Below are 22458 nucleotides of genomic sequence, written 5' to 3'. Positions count from 1 at the left end.
TTACTTTAATAAATTCAGCATTTTACTCATAAAACTCGTTATTCCATGACTAGTTTCTTTTTCTACTTTAATATCTAAAAATATATTTGCTATGTCTTTTATCGCAAGAGAAGCTTCTGTATTAGGATATGTTAAGTAGAAAGGCTTTTGTCTTTTTACTGCTTTTTGAACGTTTTTATCATCTGGCAAGTTCCCTAGTAACGATAAATCTATGTTAAGAAATCTTTTAGTAACCAGTTGTAGCTTATCTGCTGTTGATTTTCCCTCTTGCTCATTTGCTACACGATTTATAATCAAGCGATAATTTATATCTGTTGATATCGAATGCACCATCTTAATTATAGCATATGCATCTGTTATAGAAGTAGGCTCAGGTGTAGTTACTAAAATAACTTCATCTGCTGATATTATAAACCTTGTAGTTTCCTTTGAGAGACCAGCGCCTGTATCAATGATTACAAAATCCGCATATTGGTTCAATGATTCTATTTGTGTGAAAAAATGTTGTAATTGTCTTTCCTCTAAGTTTAATAAATCATTTATGCCTGATCCACCGGATACAATATCTATTCCATACTCACTTTTATACATAACATCCCATATTGTCTTATCTTCGTAGATTATATTGGCTAGATTAAGCTTTGTTGAAACTCCTAATAAAACATCTATGTTAGCAAGACCTAAATCAGCGTCTAGAATGACTACTTTTTTCCCAAGTTCTTTTAAGCACAAGGCAAAATTAAGGGTAAAATTAGATTTCCCTACCCCACCCTTACCACTAGTTACTGTTATTACCCTTGCTTTTTTGTTCCGATTTTGACTTACAAGTTGTCTCAATTTAGCAGCTTGATCATTCATATGTGCCACCTACTATCAGTTTTGCTATTTTTCTTGGGTCTATAAACAATATGTCCTCAGGAACATTTTGACCATTTGTTAAGATAGCTAAAGATTTTTTATGTTTAGTTAACATGTTTAATATAGTGCCGTATGATGATGTCTCATCTACTTTTGTGAAAATAAAATTATCAATTCCTATATCTTTAAAGCAGTCAGTTATTTCATCCATATCCTTTTGTTTTGTAGTCATGCTGTGCACTAAGAATGTTTCATTCGGTTTTGCAATCGTCAAAAGGCTTCTTAGCTCTGTTACGTGCATTTCTTTTTTATAATTTCTACCTGCTGTATCAATCAGAATGACATCTCGCTCTTGTAAATTCTCAATAGCTTTCTTCATATCATCATGGGTAATTACGATTTCAACAGGAATATTTAGAATATTTGCATATGTTCGCAACTGATCTACCGCCGCTATTCTATAGGTGTCAGCCGTAATAAACCCTACTGAAATCTTTTTCTCTAATACATAATAGGCGGCTAATTTCGCTATGGTCGTAGTTTTACCTACTCCTGTTGGTCCTACAAATGCAAATATTTGTTGACTATCAATATTTTTATGTGGATTTGAATACTGTTCGATAATTTTAGTTACTTCATTTTCTAAAATTTCATAAAGATATGCATCTGCAACATGTTTAGGAGAACCAAGCTTTTCCATCAATGTGCATACCAAGTCATTAGCAATTTCTTCATCAATATCCTTGCTAACCAAATGTTTATAAATATCCTTTAAGTTTTCAGGAAATTCACTGCTATCACTTTTACACATCATTTTTACAAATAAGTTCTTAATTTCTTTAAGCTCTTCAGCCATCTTGTCCTGAGATTGAGTTGTTTTGAAATCTATTGATTCTCTAGACAAGCTGCTATTATGAATTTCATTTTGATTAGGATGATGGCTCTGATTGTGAGCCTCACCTACATTAGTCAGATTGATTTTTGCTGACTGTTGTTTATCTGTAGTATTAATTACTTTTTTGGGAGTATTAACAACATTATTTACTTGAGCATTGTTAACTTCTTTCTTAGGAGGAACAATTGTTTTTTTTGTTCTTGGCTCAATTGCCGCTATAACTTCTAATTTGTTTTTACTAAACAGGCCCATGAAGCCGCCAACTTTAATTTTCTTTTGGTCTAAGATAACAGCATCATGACCTAAATCCTTCCTTATTAAAAGTAAAGCCTCTGGCATACTATCGACTATATATTTCTTTACGCGCATTATAGTTCCACCATCCCAACACTCTGTACTTCAATCGTAGATTCTAGTTCATTGTATGATAACACGACTACATCAGGTAATACGGGTTCAATCAATCTTCGAACATGATAGCGAATATTAGGTGCTACAAGTAAAATTGGCATCTGCCCAGTTTCAATCAATCGAGCAACTTGACTATGAATAGCTTGGTATATTTGCTGTGAAGTCTCTGGATTTATTGCTAAATACGAGCTTTGATCATCTTGATGAATATTTTCAGTAATTATATTTTCTATTTCAGGACTTATAGTTACAACACGCAATGGCTCGTTACCATCCTTAAATTGATTAGTAATCTGCCTCTTTAGGCTTGCTCTAACATACTCAGTTAAAATATTAGGGTCTCGTACGGCTTGCCCATAGTCTGCAAGGGCTTCAAAAATTGTTGCTAGGTTTCTTATAGACACCTTTTCCCTTAAGAGATTTGCCAGTACCTTTTGCACATCACCAATAGTTAACACTTGAGGTACAAGCTCCTCCACAATAGCTGGATAGTTTTCTTTCACTTTATCTACTAAAGCTTTCGTCTCCTGTCTACCTAATAGTTCATGGGCATGTCTCTTAATTACTTCTGTTAAATGGGTAGCAACAACTGATGGTGCATCAACTACAGTATAACCAGAAAGTTCGGCCTTTTCCTTCATCTCCTCACTAATCCAGAGAGCTGGTAGTCCAAATGCTGGTTCTGTTGTTTCTATCCCCTGTACATCCTCATCATCAATTCCAGGACTCATAGCTAAATAGTGGTCTAATAATAATTCACCATCAGCTACTTCATTTCCTTTAATTTTAATTACATATTCATTAGGTTTTAACTGAATATTGTCACGTATTCGAATAACAGGTACTACTAACCCCATTTCTAAAGCAATTTGTCTTCTTATCATTATAACACGATCTAATAAATCTCCACCTTGGTTAGTATCTGCTATTGGAATTAAACCATAACCAAATTCAAATTCAATCGGGTCTACTTGTAATAAATCTAATACACTTTCTGGACTACGTACATCTTCTTCAGTTTCCTGTTGGTCATCTTGTTCTTCAAGCACTTTATCTTCTTGTTTTGCTAGTTGATCAAGTCTATAGCCACTGTATGCGATAAAGCTTGCAATTGGTAGCGTTAAAGCGACACCGATAGGTGTAGATAAACCCATCAGAAGAATCACACCTGATACGATGTATAATAACTTCGGATAACTAAACACCTGTTTAGCTATATCTTGTCCTAGATTTGAGCCTGTGGCTGCTCTTGTAACAACAAGTCCCGTTGCAGTTGATACTAACAAGGCAGGAATTTGGCTTACAAGCCCATCTCCAACTGATAGCAACGTAAATCTAGACATAGCTTCCTGGAAGCTAAGATCCATCTGAACCATACCTATAATAAAGCCACCAATTATATTAACTAATACAATTACAATCCCTGCTATGGCATCTCCTTTTACGAACTTAGCAGCTCCATCCATAGCTCCATAGAAATCAGCTTCTTTTTGAATTTTTTCCCTTCGCTCTTTGGCTTCTACTTCTGTAATAATTCCTGCATTAAGATCTGCATCAATACTCATTTGCTTACCAGGCATTGCATCAAGGGTAAATCTAGCAGCTACTTCAGCGACACGCTCAGAACCTTTGGTGATTACAAGGAACTGAACTATTACAAGAATTAAGAACACTATAAAACCAACAACGGCGTTACCTCGAACAACGAACTCTCCAAATGTCTCAACAACTTTACCAGCATATCCTTCTGACAAAATTGACCTTGTAGTAGATACGTTAAGTGCTAATCTATATATGGTAACTATCAATAATATAGATGGAAAAATTGAGAACTGTAATGGTTCTGTAGTCTGCATCGATACAAGAAGAATCATTAGTGCAAAACAAATATTTATGATAAGTAAGATACTCAATAACCATGTAGGTAATGGAATTACCATCATAATTACGATTCCTATTACTGCGAATATTATTGCTAAATCTGAAAAACGCACAAAATGATCTCCTTTCTACAATTTGAATGTTGTTATATTGTCATACTGCAACACTTATACTTTTCCTTTAAGTTTATATACATAAGCAAGAATTTCAGCTACTGCTTGGAATAGCTCCTCTGGAACATAGTCACCAACATCAAGAGTCTTATATAATGTTTGTGCTAATGGCTTATTTTCTACTAGAGGAATATCATGCTCTTCGGCAATTTCTCGTATTTTTAATGCTGTTTGATCAGTACCCATAGCAATTATCATTGGTGCTGACATTTCCTCTGCATCATATTGGATTGCTACAGAATAGTGTGTCGGGTTAGTGATAACGACATCTGCCTTTGGTACACTGCTCATCATTCTTTGCATAGCCATACGACGCTGAATTTCTCGTCGTTTTCCTTTAATTCGCGGGTCACCCTCAGAACGTTTATGTTCATCTTTAATGTCCTTCTTGGACATGCGAATTTGCTTTTCATGATCAAATTTTTCATAAACATAATCTGGGATAGATAGTATCAATAATAGTATTGCAACGCGCCAGCCAATTTCTATAGATAAATATGTTATAAAGCTGACAATATCTAAAATCTCCATACGATTTAAGTGAAATATTGTTTCTCTTTCGAACCATATCGACATATAAGCTACGATTGAAATAGCTGTAATTTTAAATATTGATTTAACTAAATTAACGATTGAACGTACAGAAAAAATCCTTTTGAGTCCTTTAATTGGATTGATTTTCTCTAGCTTCATTTTCAATGGGTCTGCTGTAAACATAAAACCAACTTGAATTAAGTTTGCTGCAATACCAGCTACTACTGCAACAATCATTACAGGAAATACAACTAAAAAAATTGAGAACAGTAATTCTGTGCCTATAACATGGATATTGTTCTCATTTACCTCCCACAGGATATATTCTGAAAATACCATATCGAAGATATTTAAAATACCTTTTCCCATATAAGGTCCAAAAAATTTTAATATTAAAAACGAAAAAAGCAGGACTAACGCTGTGTTAATTTCGTTACTCCTTGCTACTTGCCCTTTTTTCCTTGCATCTTGCCTTTTCTTAGGGGTCGCTTTTTCAGTTTTTTCATCAGCGAATTGCTGAAGATTTAGCGTAAGAAGATATTCTGGCATAATCTCCTTAACCCTCTCTATATTTAAATTTATGGTCTACTATTTGCAATAATATTAATCATAATATAAATACTCTCTGCCATCTCTACAAACAAAAGATCTAACATAAAAAGAAAGGTTGGTAGAGACAGATATATAAGCAATAGACCTAATGCAATTTTTATTGGCATACCGATAACGAACACGTTCATTTGTGGAACTGTTCTAGCCGTTATACCTAATGCTACATTTGTTAACAATAAACAGAACGCTACTGGTGCAGAAATCTTTACAGCAATTATAAACATACTAATAAATGCACTTGTAACAAACTCAGCGTATCTTCCATCTAAGAACAAATGTCCAACTGGTATAATCTGAAAACTCTCTATATAAGCATTAATAATAACATGATGTATATCTAATGATAAGAAAATTAATATACCCAAATAATACTTGAGAAATCCTATAATTGGAACCTGAGCTCCTGTTTGCGGGTCGATAACATTAGCTAGGAAAAATCCCATTTGTACATCGATAAATTGTCCAGCTACTTGTAGAGCTGCAAAAAACATCGATGCAAGAAATCCCATCATTAAACCTATGAGTACCTCTTTAACAACATAAAATATATATTCTCCACCAAGTGGTATGAATTGATTTTCTAGGTTTAATCCACCATATGCGATAATAGCAAGGAAGAAGGCAGTTCCTATTCGAAAGGGTACAGGAACTTGGTTACCACTAAAAAACGGAACAATCATAAACATCGATAGTATTCTAACGAACACAAGACTGAAAGCTGGTAATTGATTGATTAGTTCCATGTAAAATTACACACCTAACTAATAAATAAATGTAAATTTTCAAAGATTTCCAAAGAAAAATCTAATAACGTATTTAGCATAAATGATGAAAACACAACCATTGCTACTAAAATTCCGAATATTTTAGGAACAAACGTAAGTGTTTGCTCTTGAATTTGTGTTGTAGCTTGAAAAATAGCAATGGTTAAACCAACAGCAAGACCAACAGTAATCATCGGCCCAGCTACCTTTAATACAACAATTACTGCATCTTGCCCTAACCTAATAATAAAATCTGGAGTCATACTCTACATCCCCTTTAATAGAAGCTAATTAACAGCGACCGGACAACAAGATACCAACCATCTACTAATATAAACAGTAATACCTTAAAAGGTAAGGAAATCATAACTGGCGGTAGCATCATCATACCCATCGACATTAGCGTACTTGCCACAATCATATCCAAAACTAAAAACGGTATGAAAATCATAAAACCTATTTGGAAAGCTGTTTTTAATTCACTAATTGCAAATGCTGGTACTAATGCCTGCAACGGTATATCCTCTATTGACTCCGGTGGAGGAATGTCTGCATAGTTTAAGAATAAAGCTAAATCCTTTTGTCTAGTATGCTTGGCCATAAATACTTTAAAAGGTAGTGCAGCTTGTTCTAAAGCCTCTGTTTGTTCTAACTCTCCAGCTAAATAAGGCTGTAACGCTACTTCATTAACTTCAGTAAAAACTGGTGTCATAATAAAAAATGTAATAAATAAAGCTAGTCCTATTATAACTTGGTTTGGGGGCATTTGATTAGTAGCTAACGCATTTCTAGTAAATGAAAGTACAACCACAACTCTAGTAAAACTAGTCATTAATACTAAAATTGCAGGAGCAATTGATAGAATAGTCAGTAAAAGTATCAATTGCAAAGTAACTGAAACATCCTCTGGATTATCAGTCGCTCCTAGCTCTAAATTAATTCCAGGAATACCAGGTAACGGTTGTGCATATGACACACCTGGCATAAGCAGCATAGAAACTAGTAAAGTAACTATTATAATTTTTTTCATAGATACTCCCTCTCGTTTTCATTACGATATTGCGGGGAGACATCATTGCGTTTTCTAAACTCAGAAAGTTTATTTTTGAAAACACTATCAAATTGGTTAGCAAAACTGTTATTGTCTTCACTAGCCTCTTGTGTTTGTTCTTCAATTTGTTCATATAATTTAATTGAATCTTCAGGTGACAACTCTTTAATTAAATTAATGTTATCCCCTACGCCTAGTAAATAGATTTTTTTACCTATGCGAACAACCTGTAGTGTTTTGTTTTGTCCTAATGCATGTACACCTATGGTTTGCATATTTTGGCTGCTCTGAAAACGTCGTCTCTTCTCAGTAATAATTTTTGCTCCAAAATATATGATTAGAATTATAACTGTTGTGGCTACTACTAGTTTAATTAAAGCACTAATAAATAACCAAGTATTATTAGTGGTCGTAGTTCCAACTTCATCAGCCAAATTTTCATCTTGCTCAGTACCTTGATTGAAATAATCAAATACATTGCCTGTAGCATTTACGGAGGCAGGAATAAATACAGCAATAATTATAGCTAATAGCAGTATTATGACAGGTGTATTTACTTTATTGCTCACCGTTTCACCACTTTCTAATTTTAACTTAAGGTTTTACCGATAGCTTCTAAAACACGGTCCGCCTGAAAAGGTTTAACAATAAAATCTTTAGCGCCCGCTTGGATAGCATCAATAACCATAGCTTGTTGACCCATGGCTGAACACATAATAACCTTTGCCGATGGATCCATTTTTTTAATCTCTTTAAGTGCTGCTATACCATCCATTTCTGGCATTGTTATATCCATAGTTACTAAATCAGGGTTGTGTTCTTTATACTTCTCAACAGCTTGTGCACCGTCAGCGGCTTCAGCTACAACTGTAAAACCATTTTTAGTTAATATATCTTTAATCATCATTCTCATAAATGCAGCATCATCAACTATCATTATTTTGGCTGACATTCTATTACCTCCTTGATGTTAGCATTTATTGGAGTTTCTGTACACGCTCAATCTGACTTATTATATCTGTTACACGTACTCCAAAGTTCTCGTCAATTACAACGACTTCGCCTTTAGCAATAAGCTTATTATTAACTAGTATGTCTACTGGTTCACCAGCAAGGCGATCTAATTCTATAATAGATCCTTGGCTTAGTTCTAATATGTCCTTAATTTGTCTACGCGTTCTACCTAATTCTACAGTAACTTGTAGGGGTACGTCTAGTAACAAATTAAGGTTACCCTCTCCTGCATAGCTGCTTTTACTCTGATCAAAGCTTGAGAATTCAGCAGGCTGGACATTTGGTTGATGCAATCCTCCATAATACTCTGGCTTTTGTGGAGATGGTGGAGGCGGCGGGTACATATATTGAGGCTGTCCATAGCCTTGGGGTGGATACCCAGGTGGTGGACCATAATTATATGGTGCGCCTTGTTGTTGCTGTTGCTGTGGTTGCTCTTGATATGCTGGATATCCTTGATTAGGATATTGTGGCATATGTTGCTCTTGGTGCTGCTGATTCCCTTGATTAGGAGAAGCTGCTACTTTCTCTTCCACTGCATGTGGAGGTGCTTGCTGTGTAGTAGCTGCCGCAGCTGGTTGCTCAGGAGCTTGACTCTCTTCAGACATACCACCAGTCAATCTGTTTACCATATCCTTTGCAAAGTTAACTGGAACTAGCTGCATAATATAAGAATCTATTAAGTCACCAACTATTAATCGAAAAGATATTTTAATTAGTACATCCTCATCTGGTAGCATTTCCATAGAGTCTGTATCGTCAAAATCCAACACCTTAGTCTCTGGCGGAGAAATATTGACAAAATCATTAAATATAGTTGACATTGCAGTTGCTGCTGAACCCATCATTTGATTCATAGCTTCAGATACCGCGCTTGTATGGAGTTCACTCAATTCTTGCTCTTGGTCTGGACGACCATCTCCACCCATCATCAAATCAGCGATAATACGGGCATCACTTGACTTGATAACTAATAAATTACTGCCTTCAAAGCCGCTTGTATAACCAACATTTACAGCTACATGTGGCATCGGAAATTCATTGTTAACTTTTTCTACTTCTATTACTGAGACCGTTGGAGTTGTAATATCCACTTTCTGTCCTAATAAAGTTGATAAAGCTGTTGCCGCACTACCAAATGATATATTTCCTATTTCTCCTAATGCATCCTGTTCAAATGGTGATAAGTAATCATTTATATCTATTGAGACGTTTGTATTTTTAGAGCTATCCGTATCTAGAGCTTCGTAAGTACTTTCATCATCGTCTTCATCAGAGCCTCCAGCTTTTAATAAAGCATCTATTTCTTCTTGAGAAAGCATATCTCTACCCATTTTCTTCAACTCCTTCTTCTAAAACTTCCGAAACTTGTAAAGCTATACGTTTTTTCGATACACCAGGCTGACCTTTAAACTTCAACAAATTCCCCACTCGTATTTTCACTGGTTCTTCATATAGTGAGTCTAATTGAATAATATCGCCTACAGCTAAATTTAAAAACTCTCCTATTGTAAGCGGTGTTGAACCAAGCTCTGCTTTTACTGTTACTGTTGCCTTCTTAACTCGTTCTTGAATTTGTTGAATCTCTTGTTCCGATCTAGCCTTTTTCTGGGATGCAAGCCAATGACTTGCAGTTAGCTTTGGCATTATCGGTTCTAACACAACATGCGGCAAGCATAAATTTATCATACCAGTCGCATCACCAATTTTAGTGCTAAAGGAGATTACAGCTACTGTCTCATTAGGAGAAACTATTTGCATAAACTGTGGATTTGTTTCTAATACATCTAATTCAGGTTCTAAATCTACTACAGTTTTCCAAGCTTCAGCAAAATTCTCTAATGCTTTATTAAAAATTTTCTCCATTACAATTGTTTCAATCTCGGTAAGACTCCTAAATTTTTCAGCGCTAACCCCTTGACCGCCCATTAATCTATCTAGCATGGCATACGCTACATTGGGGTTAACCTCCATTACCAATCTTCCTTCTAATGGATATGCTTCGAATACATTTAAGATTGTCATCTTAGGAATTGACCTAATGAATTCGTCATATGGCAACTGGTCAACGGAAGCTACTGCAATCTGAACTAAAGTTCTAAATTGTGCAGAGAAATAACTCGTTAAAAGCCTAGCGAAATTTTCATGAATACGAGTTAAACTCCGTGTCTGATCCTTAGAAAATCTATATGCTCTTTTAAAATCATAGGTTTTTACTTTTTTCTGCACTTCATCCTTACGCATTTCCTCTGCATCTAATTCTCCAGAAGATATAGCGGTAAGAAGGGCGTCAATTTCACTTTGAGAGAGAACCTCACTCATTTTAAGACCACCCACTTTTCTTTTAACAATGTTATTTTAATGCGTTATTGTATTACCTTTTCAATATAAAATACGTCAATAATAGTACCACGTTCCATAATTTGATTTAATCTTTGAAGTAATAATAGCTTATAAGATTCTAAGCCTTCTGTTGTCTCAAAATCTTTCCTTGTTTGGGAGTGGAGTGTCGTGATAATTAAATCATTAACCTGAACCATTCTTTGCTGAAGTTCATCTCTTGAACGTCTATCTTCTGCTAACAATGATAAGGTTAAAATTATCATCCTACCGTCCGCTAGATTTGTTGTTATTTTATCAGTTTTAATTGCTAGCTCTTGTACGTCAGAACCCGATACTGGCCTAGGCTCATCATTATCATCTAGCGTTCCATCATAGAACAACATATACGCTAACACACTAACTATTGCTAATAATGAAAGCGCTATTAATATAATTAATGAGATATTTAATAACTTATTTTGAAACACAGGCACTACCTCCAGCTACTTTTCAATTTCCTGTTGTGCTTGGTATTGAATCACCACTTTTAGCCCACCAGTGTTTCTATAAAACTCAGTCAGTTTAGTAATGATCTCATCAGCATTCTCTCGCACAACAAGCTTTTTCCCATTTGTTAAGGTTATTACTACATCTGGAATAGATTCGAAACCTTCAATGTGTAATGGGTTTATATAAAAAGTACTACCATTTAGTCTTGATACTTCAATCATTTGAATCACTCCAAAGTAAAAACATATAATATAGGTAGTTGGTAGCGTTTCTTAAACGCTACCGACCAACTATATTATTAATAATAATATTTATCGTTTCAGATTAACTACTTCCTGAAGTATTTCATCAGATGTAGTAATAATTCTAGAGTTTGCCTGGAATCCTCTTTGAGTAATAATCATTTCAGTGAATTCGCTTGTAAGCTCAACATTTGACATCTCGAGGCGGCCTGCTACTAAGAAGCCCCTGCGTTCTTCACCTGGTGCTCCGATTTGAGGCTCAATTTCTTCATCAGCATTTCCTGTAATTCTAAACTTAGTACCACCTACTTTTTCTAAGCCCATAGGATTTCTAACAGTAACAAGGCCAATGATACCTGCTTCACCTTGTTCACCTTCACCATCAATGGTCGTTATCAATCCATTAGCGCCTATGCTAAATGATTCAACTTCGTCTTCTAACTGTATAGGCTCGCCACCTTCATCAAGAACAAAGTATCCGTCAGCGGTAACTAAAAATCCTAGAGCATCTAAAGTGAAGTTCCCAGCACGCGTTAATAGGATTTCACCATCAGCGCCATCCTGCACAGCGAAATATCCGTCACCGTTTATATATAAATCTGTTCCTACACCAGTTGTTTGTGGGCTACCCTCTGTATGAAGGGTATCGATTGCTGCAACACCTACACCAAGTCCAACTTGAACAGGGTTACGCCCACCTCTTTCGCCGTCCTCTGGAATTGTTGCTCCAGCGATTCTTTGACTAAGAACATCTTGAAACATTACTCTGCTTGCTTTAAATCCTACAGTATTAACGTTTGCTATATTATTACCAATTACATCTAATTTCGTTTGAAAACCTTGCATTCCCGATACACCCGAATAAAGTGATCTTAACATTTTTATGTCCTCCTCAATGTGTGTAACTTGCGTCAATCGTTCGGCAAGTCTGAGGCCCCCGTTAGGTCCAGCCCCGTTTTACAAAATTATTGCACTGTCAATGTTTGTAAATACGTTTTCTTTTGTTGATTTTTCATCCATTGCTGTAACTACTGTTTTGTTATTAACACTGACAACATATGCCACCTGATTCATTATTACTAATGCATCCTTAGAACCTTTTAAGGCAGCTTTTTTAATTGCATTGTCAAGTTTTGAAATATCTGATTCTGTCATATTTATACCACGCTCATTGATACGCTTCATCGCATGGGTGCTAAATTTAACAGGTTCGTTAGTTGTTTCTAGTGTTTTTTGGAACACATCATTAAAGTTTTTAGTTGGTTGCTGTGTACTTGTTTTTGGTGTGCTTGTTATTGGGCGTTTTACAGGCTGGATTGGTTGATGAAACCAAATTTTGTTGTCCATAAACGTCCCTCCTTACATTTAACTATAATTCGTCTGTTTTATTATTGTCATCAGTGCCTGCTTCCACACCCTCTGCTGTTTCCTCAGTATTATCAGGAATATTATTATCAGCTTCTTCTCCTGGTACTTCTGGCTGCTCTGTTTCTTTAGGTTCTTCAACTGGTGAATCAGGCTTCACTTCATATACACGTACAATATCTTCAAGTGAAATGTCTCTTCCGTTAACCCTTAAAACAGCTATACCATTCTTCATGCGAACTTCAGACACAACTCCATTAATAACTTGATTATCAGAAATACCCTCTAATCCTTTGCCAACTAGCTGAAATGCTTGAAATTGCTGCATCGAGTTGCTTTGCTTTTGCAATTCTGCAATCTTGGTCATTTGCTCCAATGAGCTAAATTGAGCCATTTGTGCAATAAATTCGCGATCTTCAAGCGGTTGCATTGGATCTTGATGCTGTAATTGTGTAACAAGAATTTTCAGAAAATCGTCCTTGCCTAACTCTTGTCTTATTTCACGTTGTTGAGTATTTGAAAAGGACTGTCTATCAATATTGATTGTGTTACCCATATAGTTCCTCCTAAGCAGTATAATTTACTGCTGCAGAATATCCATCATGACTTACAAAGCGCTTATCAAGATTATTGTCAGCGATAAAATCAAGTGCCAGTTCTTCTAATTCGTCAATGTCAAATCTACCTGAACTTTTTTGTTTCTTCTGCTGCTGCTCATCTTGGTGATCTTGGTTGCGTTTTTGCTGTTGTAAATGTGACTGTGCACCTGCCGACTGAGCTACAGATTGATTTGACTGATTCTGCTGTTGAATTTCCATTCTGTCAAGCTGAATCCCTGTATTGGCTAAAGCTACTCGAAGGTTGTTTATTGTGCTTTCGATTAACTCCTTAGTCATCACAGTGTCAGTAATTATACTAGCAGTTAACTGACCTTGATTTGCCGCAACTACTATTTTGATGGATCCTAGATTAGCTGGCTGTAAATTGACGATTAAAGATTGCTGACCATTTGGCTTCTTAACATACTTTGCTTGTTTAACAACAAGTTCTTGAATTTGCTTTTGAAGTTCGTTAGGGTTAGTGTAATTAAGTCTAACCTCGTTTGAACTTGAATTTTTTGTAGCTTCTTGACTTGCATTTTGACTGTTAGCAACAGCTATGGTATCTCTACTTTGAAGCTCTTTACCAGTTTGCTGCCACTGATGTTGGTGATTAATTGAGTTTCTTTCTTCAGTTACTGGTTGTTGTATATTAGCTTTTACTTCCCCAGTATTCACTGTTGTAGCTGCTTTGACTTCCTGACTTCCAACATCGCTTGCTTTTGATTGACTGTTCTTACTCTCTGTGTTTCGAGGAAGTGTCATATTTTGCTGTAGATGTAATGGAATTTGCTTAACATTTGTTACTAGCTGTTGATTGTTAGATCCTTCATGGAAAGATTTTTGTTCAGTCTTTGCTATAAGCTGCTTAAGCATGCTTATTAGTTCTCGAGCTTTATCTGCCTCTTTGCCCATAGTCTGTAATAAATCCTTTAACAAAGCATTATTATTCTCTAGCTTTGCAAGTATCTCCAGAGCATTTGCAGATAAATTAGATTTATTAGTGAGCTTATGCTTATGTTGAAATAAAGCATCCTGACTTGACGACAAAGAATTAGCTTTTGCTATATTCTTCTGAGAAGCGCCGATCAATTGTTGTAACATCACAAGTGCGATGTCCAAAAATCCAAATGCTTCAGATAACTTTGCAGTGTCTAATTCGCTTATTAGAGACTTTAACTCAACATCACCAGATTCAAAATCTGTACTTAAACTTTCCAAAAGACTCTCTACAAGCGTCTCGATAGCTTTACTTTCCTTCATGCTTAAACTAGCAAGTAAATCTTTCAACTCAGTAATATTAGCAAGGTAATCACTATTATCATTTTCCAGATTGCTGAGCTTCTCACTAACCATACTAGCTAATAAATAATCTGTGAATAACTGGTCACTAACTCCGAATTGGTCTTTACTAGTGTTAGAACCAACTAACGAATTGCCAGTATTAGCAGACAAAGCATAAAACATTTCAGCAAATTCATAGGAGAACAAGCTAGCATCTACAGTTTCACCTTTAGCCAGAAGGGTTTTATTCAATAGTACATCAGCAAATAAACTCCCCATGTCTGCGTTCTTTTTGCCCTTAGGTAGTAGTTGTTGCTGCATATCAAATTCAGCAAAAAATACGTTCATATTCATTCGTTTTCACCTCCTCTCAAATAGTAACATAAATCTTATAAATTTAGTTTAATAGTAGCTGGGTAAGCACCGCAGCCCTATTAGATGGCATAATTCCAAGGATTGAGCTTCGCTTAACGTCTGACATTTGCCTTAATATCTCTACTGCTTCAGCATTATTCATTTGAGCTATAACTTCTGCAGCTCGTTCCTCTGACACATTTGAGTATAAACTCGCAAGCTCCTGGGCGCGTTCTTCTCGCCTGTGTCTTTGATCTAATTGGTTATTTAACTGCTCTATTTTTGCTAGCAATACAGCTACCTCTTCAGATTCAGAATCTGGTCGAGCTGTCATTAGAGAAGTCAATGTAGCTGCTTGTATTGGGTTCATCTGTTCTAGAATTTTTGCTCTATCTGCACTATTCATTTGGTTTAATATCTGTATAGCCTCTAAGTCTGGTAGATTTGAAATTATAGGTGCGGCACGATTGGGCGGCATGCTAGTATACATCCTCGCTAGCTCCGCTAAATTCTCCTCCCAGGCCTGTTGATCTAACAGCTTGCCCTCTAGTTGCTTATTAAGTTCAGCAATCTGTTGCTCAAGGGCAGCAATTGTGTTGTCCCTAGTCTCTAATGAACTATTTAGTTCATTTATTATTGTCAGTTGGTTATCTATGTCATTTTCTAAATTATTAATATCCACTTGCAATTGTTCTATCTGCTCCTCAGCAGTTAATTGCCGATCCGGATCATCAGGAATATAGTTGCCAACAACAGGAACGGCTGAAAGAGCATTACGTATTGTTCCTGCTATGTCATATCCCAAAAACGACATAAACACCCCAGATAAAATTGCAGTAAATAACATCGGTAAAATTATAATATAGAACAACCACTCAAGCTTACTGTAATTTTTCTCTGAAGAATCTGCCATATTTCCACCACCTATGTCAATTGCACTAATAGCTGCTTGAGTTTATATATCTCCACTTATAAGTTATCGGCATATTGTTTTATTTTTTCATACCATATTGTCGTAAGCTAATCTCATCTAAATTCTCTTGATCTAATTTAGATTGTTCAAAAACATAGGCTTCTTTTTTAATCTCAGATAGCTTATCCCATTTCTTCTCTTCTTTATATGCTTGCATAAGCTCCCTATGTTTGATTATTAGAACTTTTTCTAATTCCCTTACTCTTCGCAATTGTTCTTCTCGCTGTTTTTTCAGCTTCAAGTAGTACTGATATCCATTACATAAAGTAAACGTTGAAGTAGATTGTACTTCAGCTAATTCCCTTTGTAGCGCTAATTCTTCGATTTTGTATTCCTCATATACCGCTTTAGCATCTTCTAATTCTTTAGCCGAACTGCTAAATATTTTTTTTGCAGTATCAACGTCCTTATGCTTGATATCTAGTATTTTCTGATATTGAAAATGAAAAGGTTTCATAACACTACTCCCTAATTAGTTGTGTTAAGCTATCAATCGACTCCTGCAAGGTTGTTTTCTCATATATCTGTTGCTGACAAAATTGATCTATTCTATCTTTAAATTGAATTGCTATATCGAGTTTTCGATTACTACCTTTTTTATATGCACCAATTGATATTAAATCTTCTGACTCTCTATAAATAGCTAACAATTCCTTAAGACGATTAGATACTTCTAGATGTTCTTTATCTGAAATATCATTCATTACACGGCTGACGCTTTGTAACACATCTATTGCTGGATAATGACCTTTATGGGCGAGCTTTCTCGATAACACAATGTGTCCATCTAGAATTCCCCTCACAGCATCCGCAATCGGTTCATTCATATCATCAGCATCGACTAACACGGTATAGAACGCCGTAATACTTCCTGTCGCTGATGTTCCTGCCCGTTCTAATAACCTTGGCAGTGTTGCAAACACTGACGGTGTATAGCCCCTAGCTGCTGGTGGTTCACCTACGGCCAAGCCGACCTCCCTACCTGCCATTGCATACCTAGTTAAAGAGTCCATCATTAACATAACTTGCTTGCCCTGGTCGCGAAAATACTCTGCTACAGCAGTAGCAAGCAAAGCACCTTTCATCCTAACGAGTGCAGGCTGATCAGATGTGGCAACTATTAGAACAGATTTTTTCAAACCTTCTGGACCTAAATCTTTATCTATAAACTCCCTTACTTCCCTACCGCGTTCGCCAATTAAAGCTATTACATTGACATCCGCTTCAGTATTTCGGGCAATCATACCTAAGAGCGTACTCTTTCCTACACCACTTCCAGCGAATAGTCCTATACGTTGGCCTTTACCTACTGTATGCAAAGCATCTATTGATCTCACACCAACAGATAAGGGCTGCGTGATTCTCGGTCTACTTAATGGATTTGGCGGAGTGTTATTCACGCTATATGTCTCTAAATTATCTGGTATAGAAGACTCGTCGATTGGCCTACCAAGACCATCAAGCACAGATCCAAGTAACTCAAATCCAACTTTAACATTGAATGGTTTACCTGTTGGTATTACTTGACTCCCTGGACTTATTGATCCTATCTCACTTAAAGGCATTAACAAAACTTTGTCATGTTTAAACCCAACTACTTCTGCATATATCGTCTGGTTTTGGGTGCGTGATTCAATTATACATACTTCTCCTAAGGAAACCGCAGGTCCTTTAGCCTCAATCGTTAAACCTATAACCTGAGTTACCTTGCCATTAACACGTATAGGATCTATCCTACGAATCAAATTAACACTTTTATTGTATATATGTGAGTGGTTAAGCTTCGGCAATCCCTTCACTTCCTAAGTCTAATGATTGTAAAGCTTTTTTGATTTCCTCTAACTGTGTAGTTACAGTCGCATCAATAGTTCCTAAGCTTGTATGCAACACACAACTACCTTCATCAATGTGTGTTTCTACTTGTATAACAATATCTGCTTTGCCATGAATAATATTTTTGAGATTCGGCAGAGCATCATTTACAACAGAAAAGTCCTTTGGATTTACATTAATTTCAACTTTTTCAGTATCCCTTACTTTTTCCAAGGACTTAGTCACTAAATCTACAATTTGTTCTTTTAAAACCTCTGGATTCTTCAAGAGTATTTTCTTAGCTACTTCAAAGGCTATATCTGTTACTAATTCTTGTGCTTCTAAAAGTTCATCAACCTTTTGTTTATTAGCTTCCTTAAGAATTATATTAACTTCATTAATTCTATGCATATAATCATCATGTGCTTGTTTATTCCCAGCAGTATATCCTTCTTCATAACCAGCCTGGAATCCATCTTGCTTAGCAGTTTCAAAAATTTTCGATGCGCTGTCTTCGATTTCTTTTAGCATTAAGTCTTTTTCTTGCTCTGCAGTCTGGTTAATATTTGTTGCACGCTGCTCTGCTAACTGCAATATCTCTTCAGCCTCTAGTTTAGCGTTGTTGATTATTTCCTGAGCTTCTCTAGAAAGTTGGATTTTATTATCGTTCTCAGCTTCTTGTGCTTCTATATTGTTATTTTGATTTTCAATTTTTTTAAAAGGAACAGGCTTTGCTTCAATTACTTTAGCTTCTGTTGAAGGTTTCACAAATCCAGCTTTGAAGATTCTACTAGACAATGATTTCATCTCCTCCGCCACGAGCAATAATGATTTCGCCCTCTTCCTCAAGCTTTCTAATAACGGCCACTATACGTGTTTGAGACTCTTCTACATCACGCAATCTTACAGGTCCCATGAATTCCATTTCCTCTTTAAAATTATCTGCCATACGTTTAGACATATTCTTAAATAATGTCTCCCTAACCTCTTCACTGGCTACTTTTAATGACAGTATAAGATCTTGGTTTTCAACTTCCCTAATAACTCTTTGAATAGAACGGTCATCAAGGGTAACAATATCCTCAAATACGAACATTCTCTTCTTAATTTCTTCAGCTAATTCAGGATCTTGTATTTCTAGAGCATCTAGTATTGTTCTTTCTGTTCCTCTATCTACGCCATTTAATATCTCAACTACAGCTTCTATTCCACCTGCAGAAGTATAATCTGCAGTAAGGGATGATGACAGTTTCGTTTCAAGAACCCTCTCAACCTCTGAGATAATATCAGGTGATGTTCTGTCCATTGTCGCTATCCGTTTAGCGATATCTGCTTGTTTTTCCTGCGGTAGTGCTGACAATATCGCTGCCGACTGCTTAGACTCTAGATATGATAATATCAAAGAGATAGTCTGCGGATGTTCATTTTGAATGAAGTTTAATATCTGCGTCGGGTCTGATCTTCTTGCAAAGTCAAATGGCCGCACCTGCAACGAAGCTGTTAATTTATTAATTACTTCTACCGCTTTATTTTGACCTAGTGCCCTCTGTAATATATCCTTAGCATACTCAATACCACCTTGTGATATATATTCCTGAGCAACACATATTTGATGGAACTCGTTCAAAACAAGCTCTTTATCTGCTGGGTCTACTTTTCTTAAATTGGCAATCTCTAAGGTTAATTGTTCTATTTCATCCTCGCGTAAATTCTTAAATATCTGTGATGAAACTTCAGGACCTAGAGATACCATTAATATTGCTGCCTTTTGTTTTCCAGTTAATCCTTGAGGACTACGGGCCATTATATCCCTCCTAATCTTCCATCAACCAAGTGCGAAGTAATTTGGTGAAATCATCTGGTTTCGATCTAGCTAGTTTCTCTAACTGTTTCTTAACTTGTTGTCCTTCTTCGTTTAGCTCTATATCTTCTTCGGCAACTGGCTGCGAATCTAATTCCTCAGACTCTTCTGGCTGCTGACGACGTCTCCATACTACATACGCTCCACCAGCCACTGCAATCGCACCGACAACAGCTCCTGCAATATATAGCATCTCAAGTGGCGATAAACCTCTATCAGCAAATTGATCTGCCAATGTAGTGTCAAAATGATAAGCTAACACAGATATTTTCACATCATCATCAGCTAGGCTCTGAGTAGCTGTTGTTAATACAATGTTTCTAGCCATTGTATTTATTTGATCAATTAATTCTTCTGGTATTGGTTGGTCTTCTCTTTGATTCAGTAAAATAGAAATAGAAACATCCTCAACTTTATACGGTTGAGAAACAGTCTCAATTTGAGTTCTATTTACTTCTCTATTTTCAATCACAAAGCTTCTATCGTAAGTACCCGTTTGACCGTCGCCTGATTCATAAGTAGCAGGGTCATTCCCAGTAAAACCAGGAACTCCACCATCTCCCGAACCAGTAGTAGATGATTCAGTTTCTTCTTGCCTACTTATAATTATTCCTTGATCACCAACTACAGGAGACACTAAGTCCTCTATCCTACTCTGTTGATCAAAATTCATCTTTGCCACAGCATCAACTACTACGTTTCCAACACCCATTATCGACTCAAGGGAGTTTCGTAAGCTTCGTTGTATTTGTGTCTCAATTTGACTTTTAATATCTATTTGATTAGTAAAAACCTGTGCTAAAGAATCAGTGCCTGATCCATTTGCAACAAGTCTTCTTCCATTTTGGTCTATCAAAATAATTTTTTCCCTGGCGATTCCCCCAGGAACACTCATCATAACAAGTTGCTCGATCCCTAAGATTTGATTTTCATCTAAGTTAACACCAGGTCTTACGTTCAAATAAACAGCCGCTGAAGCATCATCCTGTGAGTCACGTACCCAAACAGAAGGTTCAGGGATGTTTAGGTGGACCCTCGCATCTTCAACGACTACTATTTTTCTTATAGTTTTTTCTAGTTCGCCTTCTAATGCACCTTTTCTTAGAACTGAGAATTGATCTTTGGTCATGCCAAAACCAGTATCTGTAAAGATACCGTAATCAATTGATCCACTTTTAGGATATCCACTTGCAGCCAAATCATATCGAGCCCTAGTTGCCCTAGACTGCGGTACAAGAATAGAATTCCCTTCCAAGCGATAAGGAACTCCCAAATTTTCTAATTCATTTATTATTTCCCCTGCCTCTGCATCAGAGACATTAGATACTATGCTTGTATATTCTGGAGTTACGGCCCATATAGATAATAAAATAAAGGCAGTCAAAATAAAGGCTGCACTCGAACCTAATTTAATCTTTTGCTTCTTATCGAGATTTTGCCAGTAGCTGGTTGCTTTTTCTAAGTATTCTTTAAATTTTTCGCTCATGTATTCACCTCACCTACTAGCTACAGACAAAATTAAACTTGCATGCGCATAACTTCTTGATAAGCTTCAACTGCTTTATTTCGCACTTGAACTGTTAATTCAACAGCAATACTTGCTTTTTGGCCAGCAATAACAACATCATGTAAGTTGTCAATTTTGCCAGCTGCCAACAATTTCCCCATTTTACTTGATTCATTTTCTAATTTATTCACTTGATTAAGTGCTTGCTTAAGTGTATCACCAAAACTAACACTATTTGTTGACTCAGTTTTATTAGTTACTGGCTGTAACCGTTGTAGTTGATTTATTCCTATATTTAAACCATTCAATTTATCAACCACTATTAACCCTCCTAAAACATTAATTATTATATCAAAAAACTAATTATTATCTTCCAATTTCTAAGGCCTTTAAAGCCATTGATTTATAAGCATTAAGGGCAGTTACGTTTGCTTCATATGCCCTAGTAGCCGAAATTAAATCTACCATTTCTGTTGCTATGTCTACATTTGGCATTCTTACATAGCCATATTGAGGAGAGTTAACATCCCTTATTGCATCTGGATGATTCGGATCATAAACTAACTTCCAAGGCGATTGGTCTTCAATGATTCTACTCACACGGACACCAGAACCTATTTGCGATTTCATTGAGTTATTCAATGCTGTTTGGAATGTCTTGCTAGGTTCAAACACAGCAAGCTGCCTACGATATGGAATAGATTCACCGTCTTGAACCCTTGACCTTGTAGTACTAGCGTTTGCAATATTACTAGATATCAAATCCATGCGCAGGCGTTGAGCAGTTAATGCAGAGCCACTTACATCTAGACCCCTAAACATTTTTACCTACCTCCTATGGCAGTTCTTAACTTGTTAAATTTACCATTCATGTTAGTAGATAGTGCGTCATACCAGATTTGGGTTTTTGCTAAATCTGTCATCTCAGCATCAATATCCACATTGTTCTTGTTGTTATTTATCTTTGAATCCTTGTGCGTAATTACTCGCGGCGCAACATCTTCAAAACGACTAGAACCAATTGGCATGTGACGAGCATCTGTTCTAAATCCAGAAATGCCTTTCCGTCCCAATGCACTACTAAGGTATTCCTCAAACTTTACACTAGATTTTTTAAACCCAGGGGTTGTCGAATTTGCTATATTATTAGCTATAACATGTTGACGTAGCTGAGCTGCATCTAATGCTTTATGGACACTAAGTATAGAAGGATTGTTGAAAATATCCAATTACTTCTCCTCCTTAAATAAATATTTATAAAGTCTCTATCTAAACAATTTTCGACATAAACTACTAAATTCCTTTTATATTCTATCATTTTTCAAGAAAGAGCACACTTATTTTTAATATTTTTTGTCAGTTTAATTTTAAAACCATACTATATATATTTTATATCTACATTAAAATATATACAAGTATGCAAAAGGGTTTATTTA

The 22458-nt window shown here is 36.1% G+C and carries 26 protein-coding genes; all 26 read right to left on the bottom strand.

Annotation, left to right across the window (positions count from 1 at the left end):
* Complete coding sequence (locus BHF68_RS02880) at positions 1 to 858, bottom strand: MinD/ParA family protein (protein ID WP_069642117.1); 858 nt, start codon at positions 856 to 858, stop codon at positions 1 to 3.
* Positions 851 to 2122: a flagellar biosynthesis GTPase FlhF gene (gene flhF / locus BHF68_RS02875; protein ID WP_069642116.1), complete on the bottom strand. Its 1272-nt coding sequence runs from the start codon at positions 2120 to 2122 to the stop codon at positions 851 to 853. Before flhF ends, BHF68_RS02880 begins: the two co-directional genes overlap by 8 nt.
* Entirely contained in the window at positions 2122 to 4107 is a 1986-nt protein-coding gene (gene flhA, locus BHF68_RS02870) for a flagellar biosynthesis protein FlhA (RefSeq protein ID WP_436796437.1), read from the bottom strand. The genes flhF and flhA overlap by 1 nt, the downstream gene beginning before the upstream one ends.
* 105 nt (positions 4108 to 4212) lie before the next feature.
* The gene (gene flhB, locus BHF68_RS02865; protein WP_069642114.1) at positions 4213 to 5301 is read right to left on the bottom strand and encodes a flagellar biosynthesis protein FlhB; all 1089 of its coding nucleotides are present in this window, start codon (positions 5299 to 5301) and stop codon (positions 4213 to 4215) included.
* Positions 5302 to 5330: 29 nt separating this feature from the next.
* Entirely contained in the window at positions 5331 to 6107 is a 777-nt protein-coding gene (gene fliR / locus BHF68_RS02860) for a flagellar biosynthetic protein FliR (protein ID WP_069642113.1), read from the bottom strand.
* Positions 6108 to 6121: 14 nt separating this feature from the next.
* Positions 6122 to 6391, bottom strand: coding sequence for a flagellar biosynthesis protein FliQ (gene fliQ / locus BHF68_RS02855; protein ID WP_069642112.1), 270 nt, complete (start codon positions 6389 to 6391; stop codon positions 6122 to 6124).
* A 14-nt stretch (positions 6392 to 6405) separates the two neighbouring features.
* Positions 6406 to 7158: a flagellar type III secretion system pore protein FliP gene (gene fliP / locus BHF68_RS02850; RefSeq protein ID WP_084019157.1), complete on the bottom strand. Its 753-nt coding sequence runs from the start codon at positions 7156 to 7158 to the stop codon at positions 6406 to 6408.
* On the bottom strand, positions 7155 to 7748 hold the full coding sequence (locus BHF68_RS02845) for a flagellar biosynthetic protein FliO (RefSeq protein WP_069642111.1): 594 nt from the start codon (positions 7746 to 7748) through the stop codon (positions 7155 to 7157). The genes fliP and BHF68_RS02845 overlap by 4 nt, the downstream gene beginning before the upstream one ends.
* 20 nt (positions 7749 to 7768) lie before the next feature.
* The gene (locus BHF68_RS02840; RefSeq protein WP_069642110.1) at positions 7769 to 8131 is read right to left on the bottom strand and encodes a response regulator; all 363 of its coding nucleotides are present in this window, start codon (positions 8129 to 8131) and stop codon (positions 7769 to 7771) included.
* 25 nt (positions 8132 to 8156) lie between these two features.
* Positions 8157 to 9527 (bottom strand): flagellar motor switch phosphatase FliY, encoded by a 1371-nt coding sequence (gene fliY / locus BHF68_RS02835; protein WP_069642109.1) that lies wholly within the window; start codon positions 9525 to 9527, stop codon positions 8157 to 8159.
* A complete protein-coding gene (gene fliM, locus BHF68_RS02830) occupies positions 9520 to 10515 on the bottom strand; it encodes a flagellar motor switch protein FliM (protein ID WP_069642108.1) in 996 nt (331 codons plus the stop codon). Before fliM ends, fliY begins: the two co-directional genes overlap by 8 nt.
* Before the next feature lie 44 nt (positions 10516 to 10559).
* On the bottom strand, positions 10560 to 11003 hold the full coding sequence (locus tag BHF68_RS02825; protein ID WP_069642107.1) for a flagellar basal body-associated FliL family protein: 444 nt from the start codon (positions 11001 to 11003) through the stop codon (positions 10560 to 10562).
* Between the two features lie 15 nt (positions 11004 to 11018).
* Positions 11019 to 11246 (bottom strand): flagellar FlbD family protein, encoded by a 228-nt coding sequence (locus BHF68_RS02820; protein ID WP_069642106.1) that lies wholly within the window; start codon positions 11244 to 11246, stop codon positions 11019 to 11021.
* Positions 11247 to 11336: 90 nt separating this feature from the next.
* Positions 11337 to 12146 (bottom strand): flagellar basal body rod protein FlgG, encoded by an 810-nt coding sequence (gene flgG, locus BHF68_RS02815; RefSeq protein ID WP_069642105.1) that lies wholly within the window; start codon positions 12144 to 12146, stop codon positions 11337 to 11339.
* A gap of 78 nt (positions 12147 to 12224) precedes the next feature.
* Positions 12225 to 12614 carry a TIGR02530 family flagellar biosynthesis protein gene (locus tag BHF68_RS02810; RefSeq protein WP_069642104.1) on the bottom strand — a complete coding sequence of 130 codons (390 nt, stop codon included), beginning with the start codon at positions 12612 to 12614 and terminating at the stop codon, positions 12225 to 12227.
* Between the two features lie 22 nt (positions 12615 to 12636).
* On the bottom strand, positions 12637 to 13188 hold the full coding sequence (locus BHF68_RS02805; RefSeq protein ID WP_069642103.1) for a flagellar hook capping FlgD N-terminal domain-containing protein: 552 nt from the start codon (positions 13186 to 13188) through the stop codon (positions 12637 to 12639).
* A gap of 10 nt (positions 13189 to 13198) precedes the next feature.
* Positions 13199 to 14869, bottom strand: a complete 1671-nt coding sequence (locus BHF68_RS02800; protein WP_069642102.1) for a flagellar hook-length control protein FliK — start codon at positions 14867 to 14869, stop codon at positions 13199 to 13201.
* A 43-nt stretch (positions 14870 to 14912) separates the two neighbouring features.
* The gene (locus tag BHF68_RS02795; protein ID WP_069642101.1) at positions 14913 to 15782 is read right to left on the bottom strand and encodes a MotE family protein; all 870 of its coding nucleotides are present in this window, start codon (positions 15780 to 15782) and stop codon (positions 14913 to 14915) included.
* 79 nt (positions 15783 to 15861) lie between these two features.
* Positions 15862 to 16299, bottom strand: a complete 438-nt coding sequence (locus BHF68_RS02790; RefSeq protein ID WP_069642100.1) for a flagellar export protein FliJ — start codon at positions 16297 to 16299, stop codon at positions 15862 to 15864.
* 4 nt (positions 16300 to 16303) lie between these two features.
* On the bottom strand, positions 16304 to 17632 hold the full coding sequence (fliI, locus tag BHF68_RS02785; protein ID WP_069642099.1) for a flagellar protein export ATPase FliI: 1329 nt from the start codon (positions 17630 to 17632) through the stop codon (positions 16304 to 16306).
* On the bottom strand, positions 17619 to 18452 hold the full coding sequence (locus tag BHF68_RS02780) for a FliH/SctL family protein (RefSeq protein WP_069642098.1): 834 nt from the start codon (positions 18450 to 18452) through the stop codon (positions 17619 to 17621). Before BHF68_RS02780 ends, fliI begins: the two co-directional genes overlap by 14 nt.
* Positions 18445 to 19458: a flagellar motor switch protein FliG gene (gene fliG, locus BHF68_RS02775; RefSeq protein WP_069642097.1), complete on the bottom strand. Its 1014-nt coding sequence runs from the start codon at positions 19456 to 19458 to the stop codon at positions 18445 to 18447. Before fliG ends, BHF68_RS02780 begins: the two co-directional genes overlap by 8 nt.
* Positions 19459 to 19468: 10 nt before the next feature.
* Positions 19469 to 21001: a flagellar basal-body MS-ring/collar protein FliF gene (gene fliF / locus BHF68_RS02770; RefSeq protein WP_069642096.1), complete on the bottom strand. Its 1533-nt coding sequence runs from the start codon at positions 20999 to 21001 to the stop codon at positions 19469 to 19471.
* 32 nt (positions 21002 to 21033) lie between these two features.
* Entirely contained in the window at positions 21034 to 21342 is a 309-nt protein-coding gene (gene fliE / locus BHF68_RS02765) for a flagellar hook-basal body complex protein FliE (RefSeq protein WP_069642095.1), read from the bottom strand.
* A gap of 46 nt (positions 21343 to 21388) precedes the next feature.
* Positions 21389 to 21844 carry a flagellar basal body rod protein FlgC gene (gene flgC / locus BHF68_RS02760; protein ID WP_069642094.1) on the bottom strand — a complete coding sequence of 152 codons (456 nt, stop codon included), beginning with the start codon at positions 21842 to 21844 and terminating at the stop codon, positions 21389 to 21391.
* A 2-nt stretch (positions 21845 to 21846) separates the two neighbouring features.
* The gene (gene flgB / locus BHF68_RS02755) at positions 21847 to 22251 is read right to left on the bottom strand and encodes a flagellar basal body rod protein FlgB (protein ID WP_069642093.1); all 405 of its coding nucleotides are present in this window, start codon (positions 22249 to 22251) and stop codon (positions 21847 to 21849) included.
* Positions 22252 to 22458 lie beyond the last annotated feature (207 nt).

This window comes from Desulfuribacillus alkaliarsenatis (genome assembly GCF_001730225.1).
Taxonomy (GTDB): Bacteria; Bacillota; Bacilli; order Desulfuribacillales; family Desulfuribacillaceae; genus Desulfuribacillus; species Desulfuribacillus alkaliarsenatis.
Note: the sequence above shows the minus strand (reverse complement) of the source record. Positions and strands in the feature narration are given on the sequence as shown.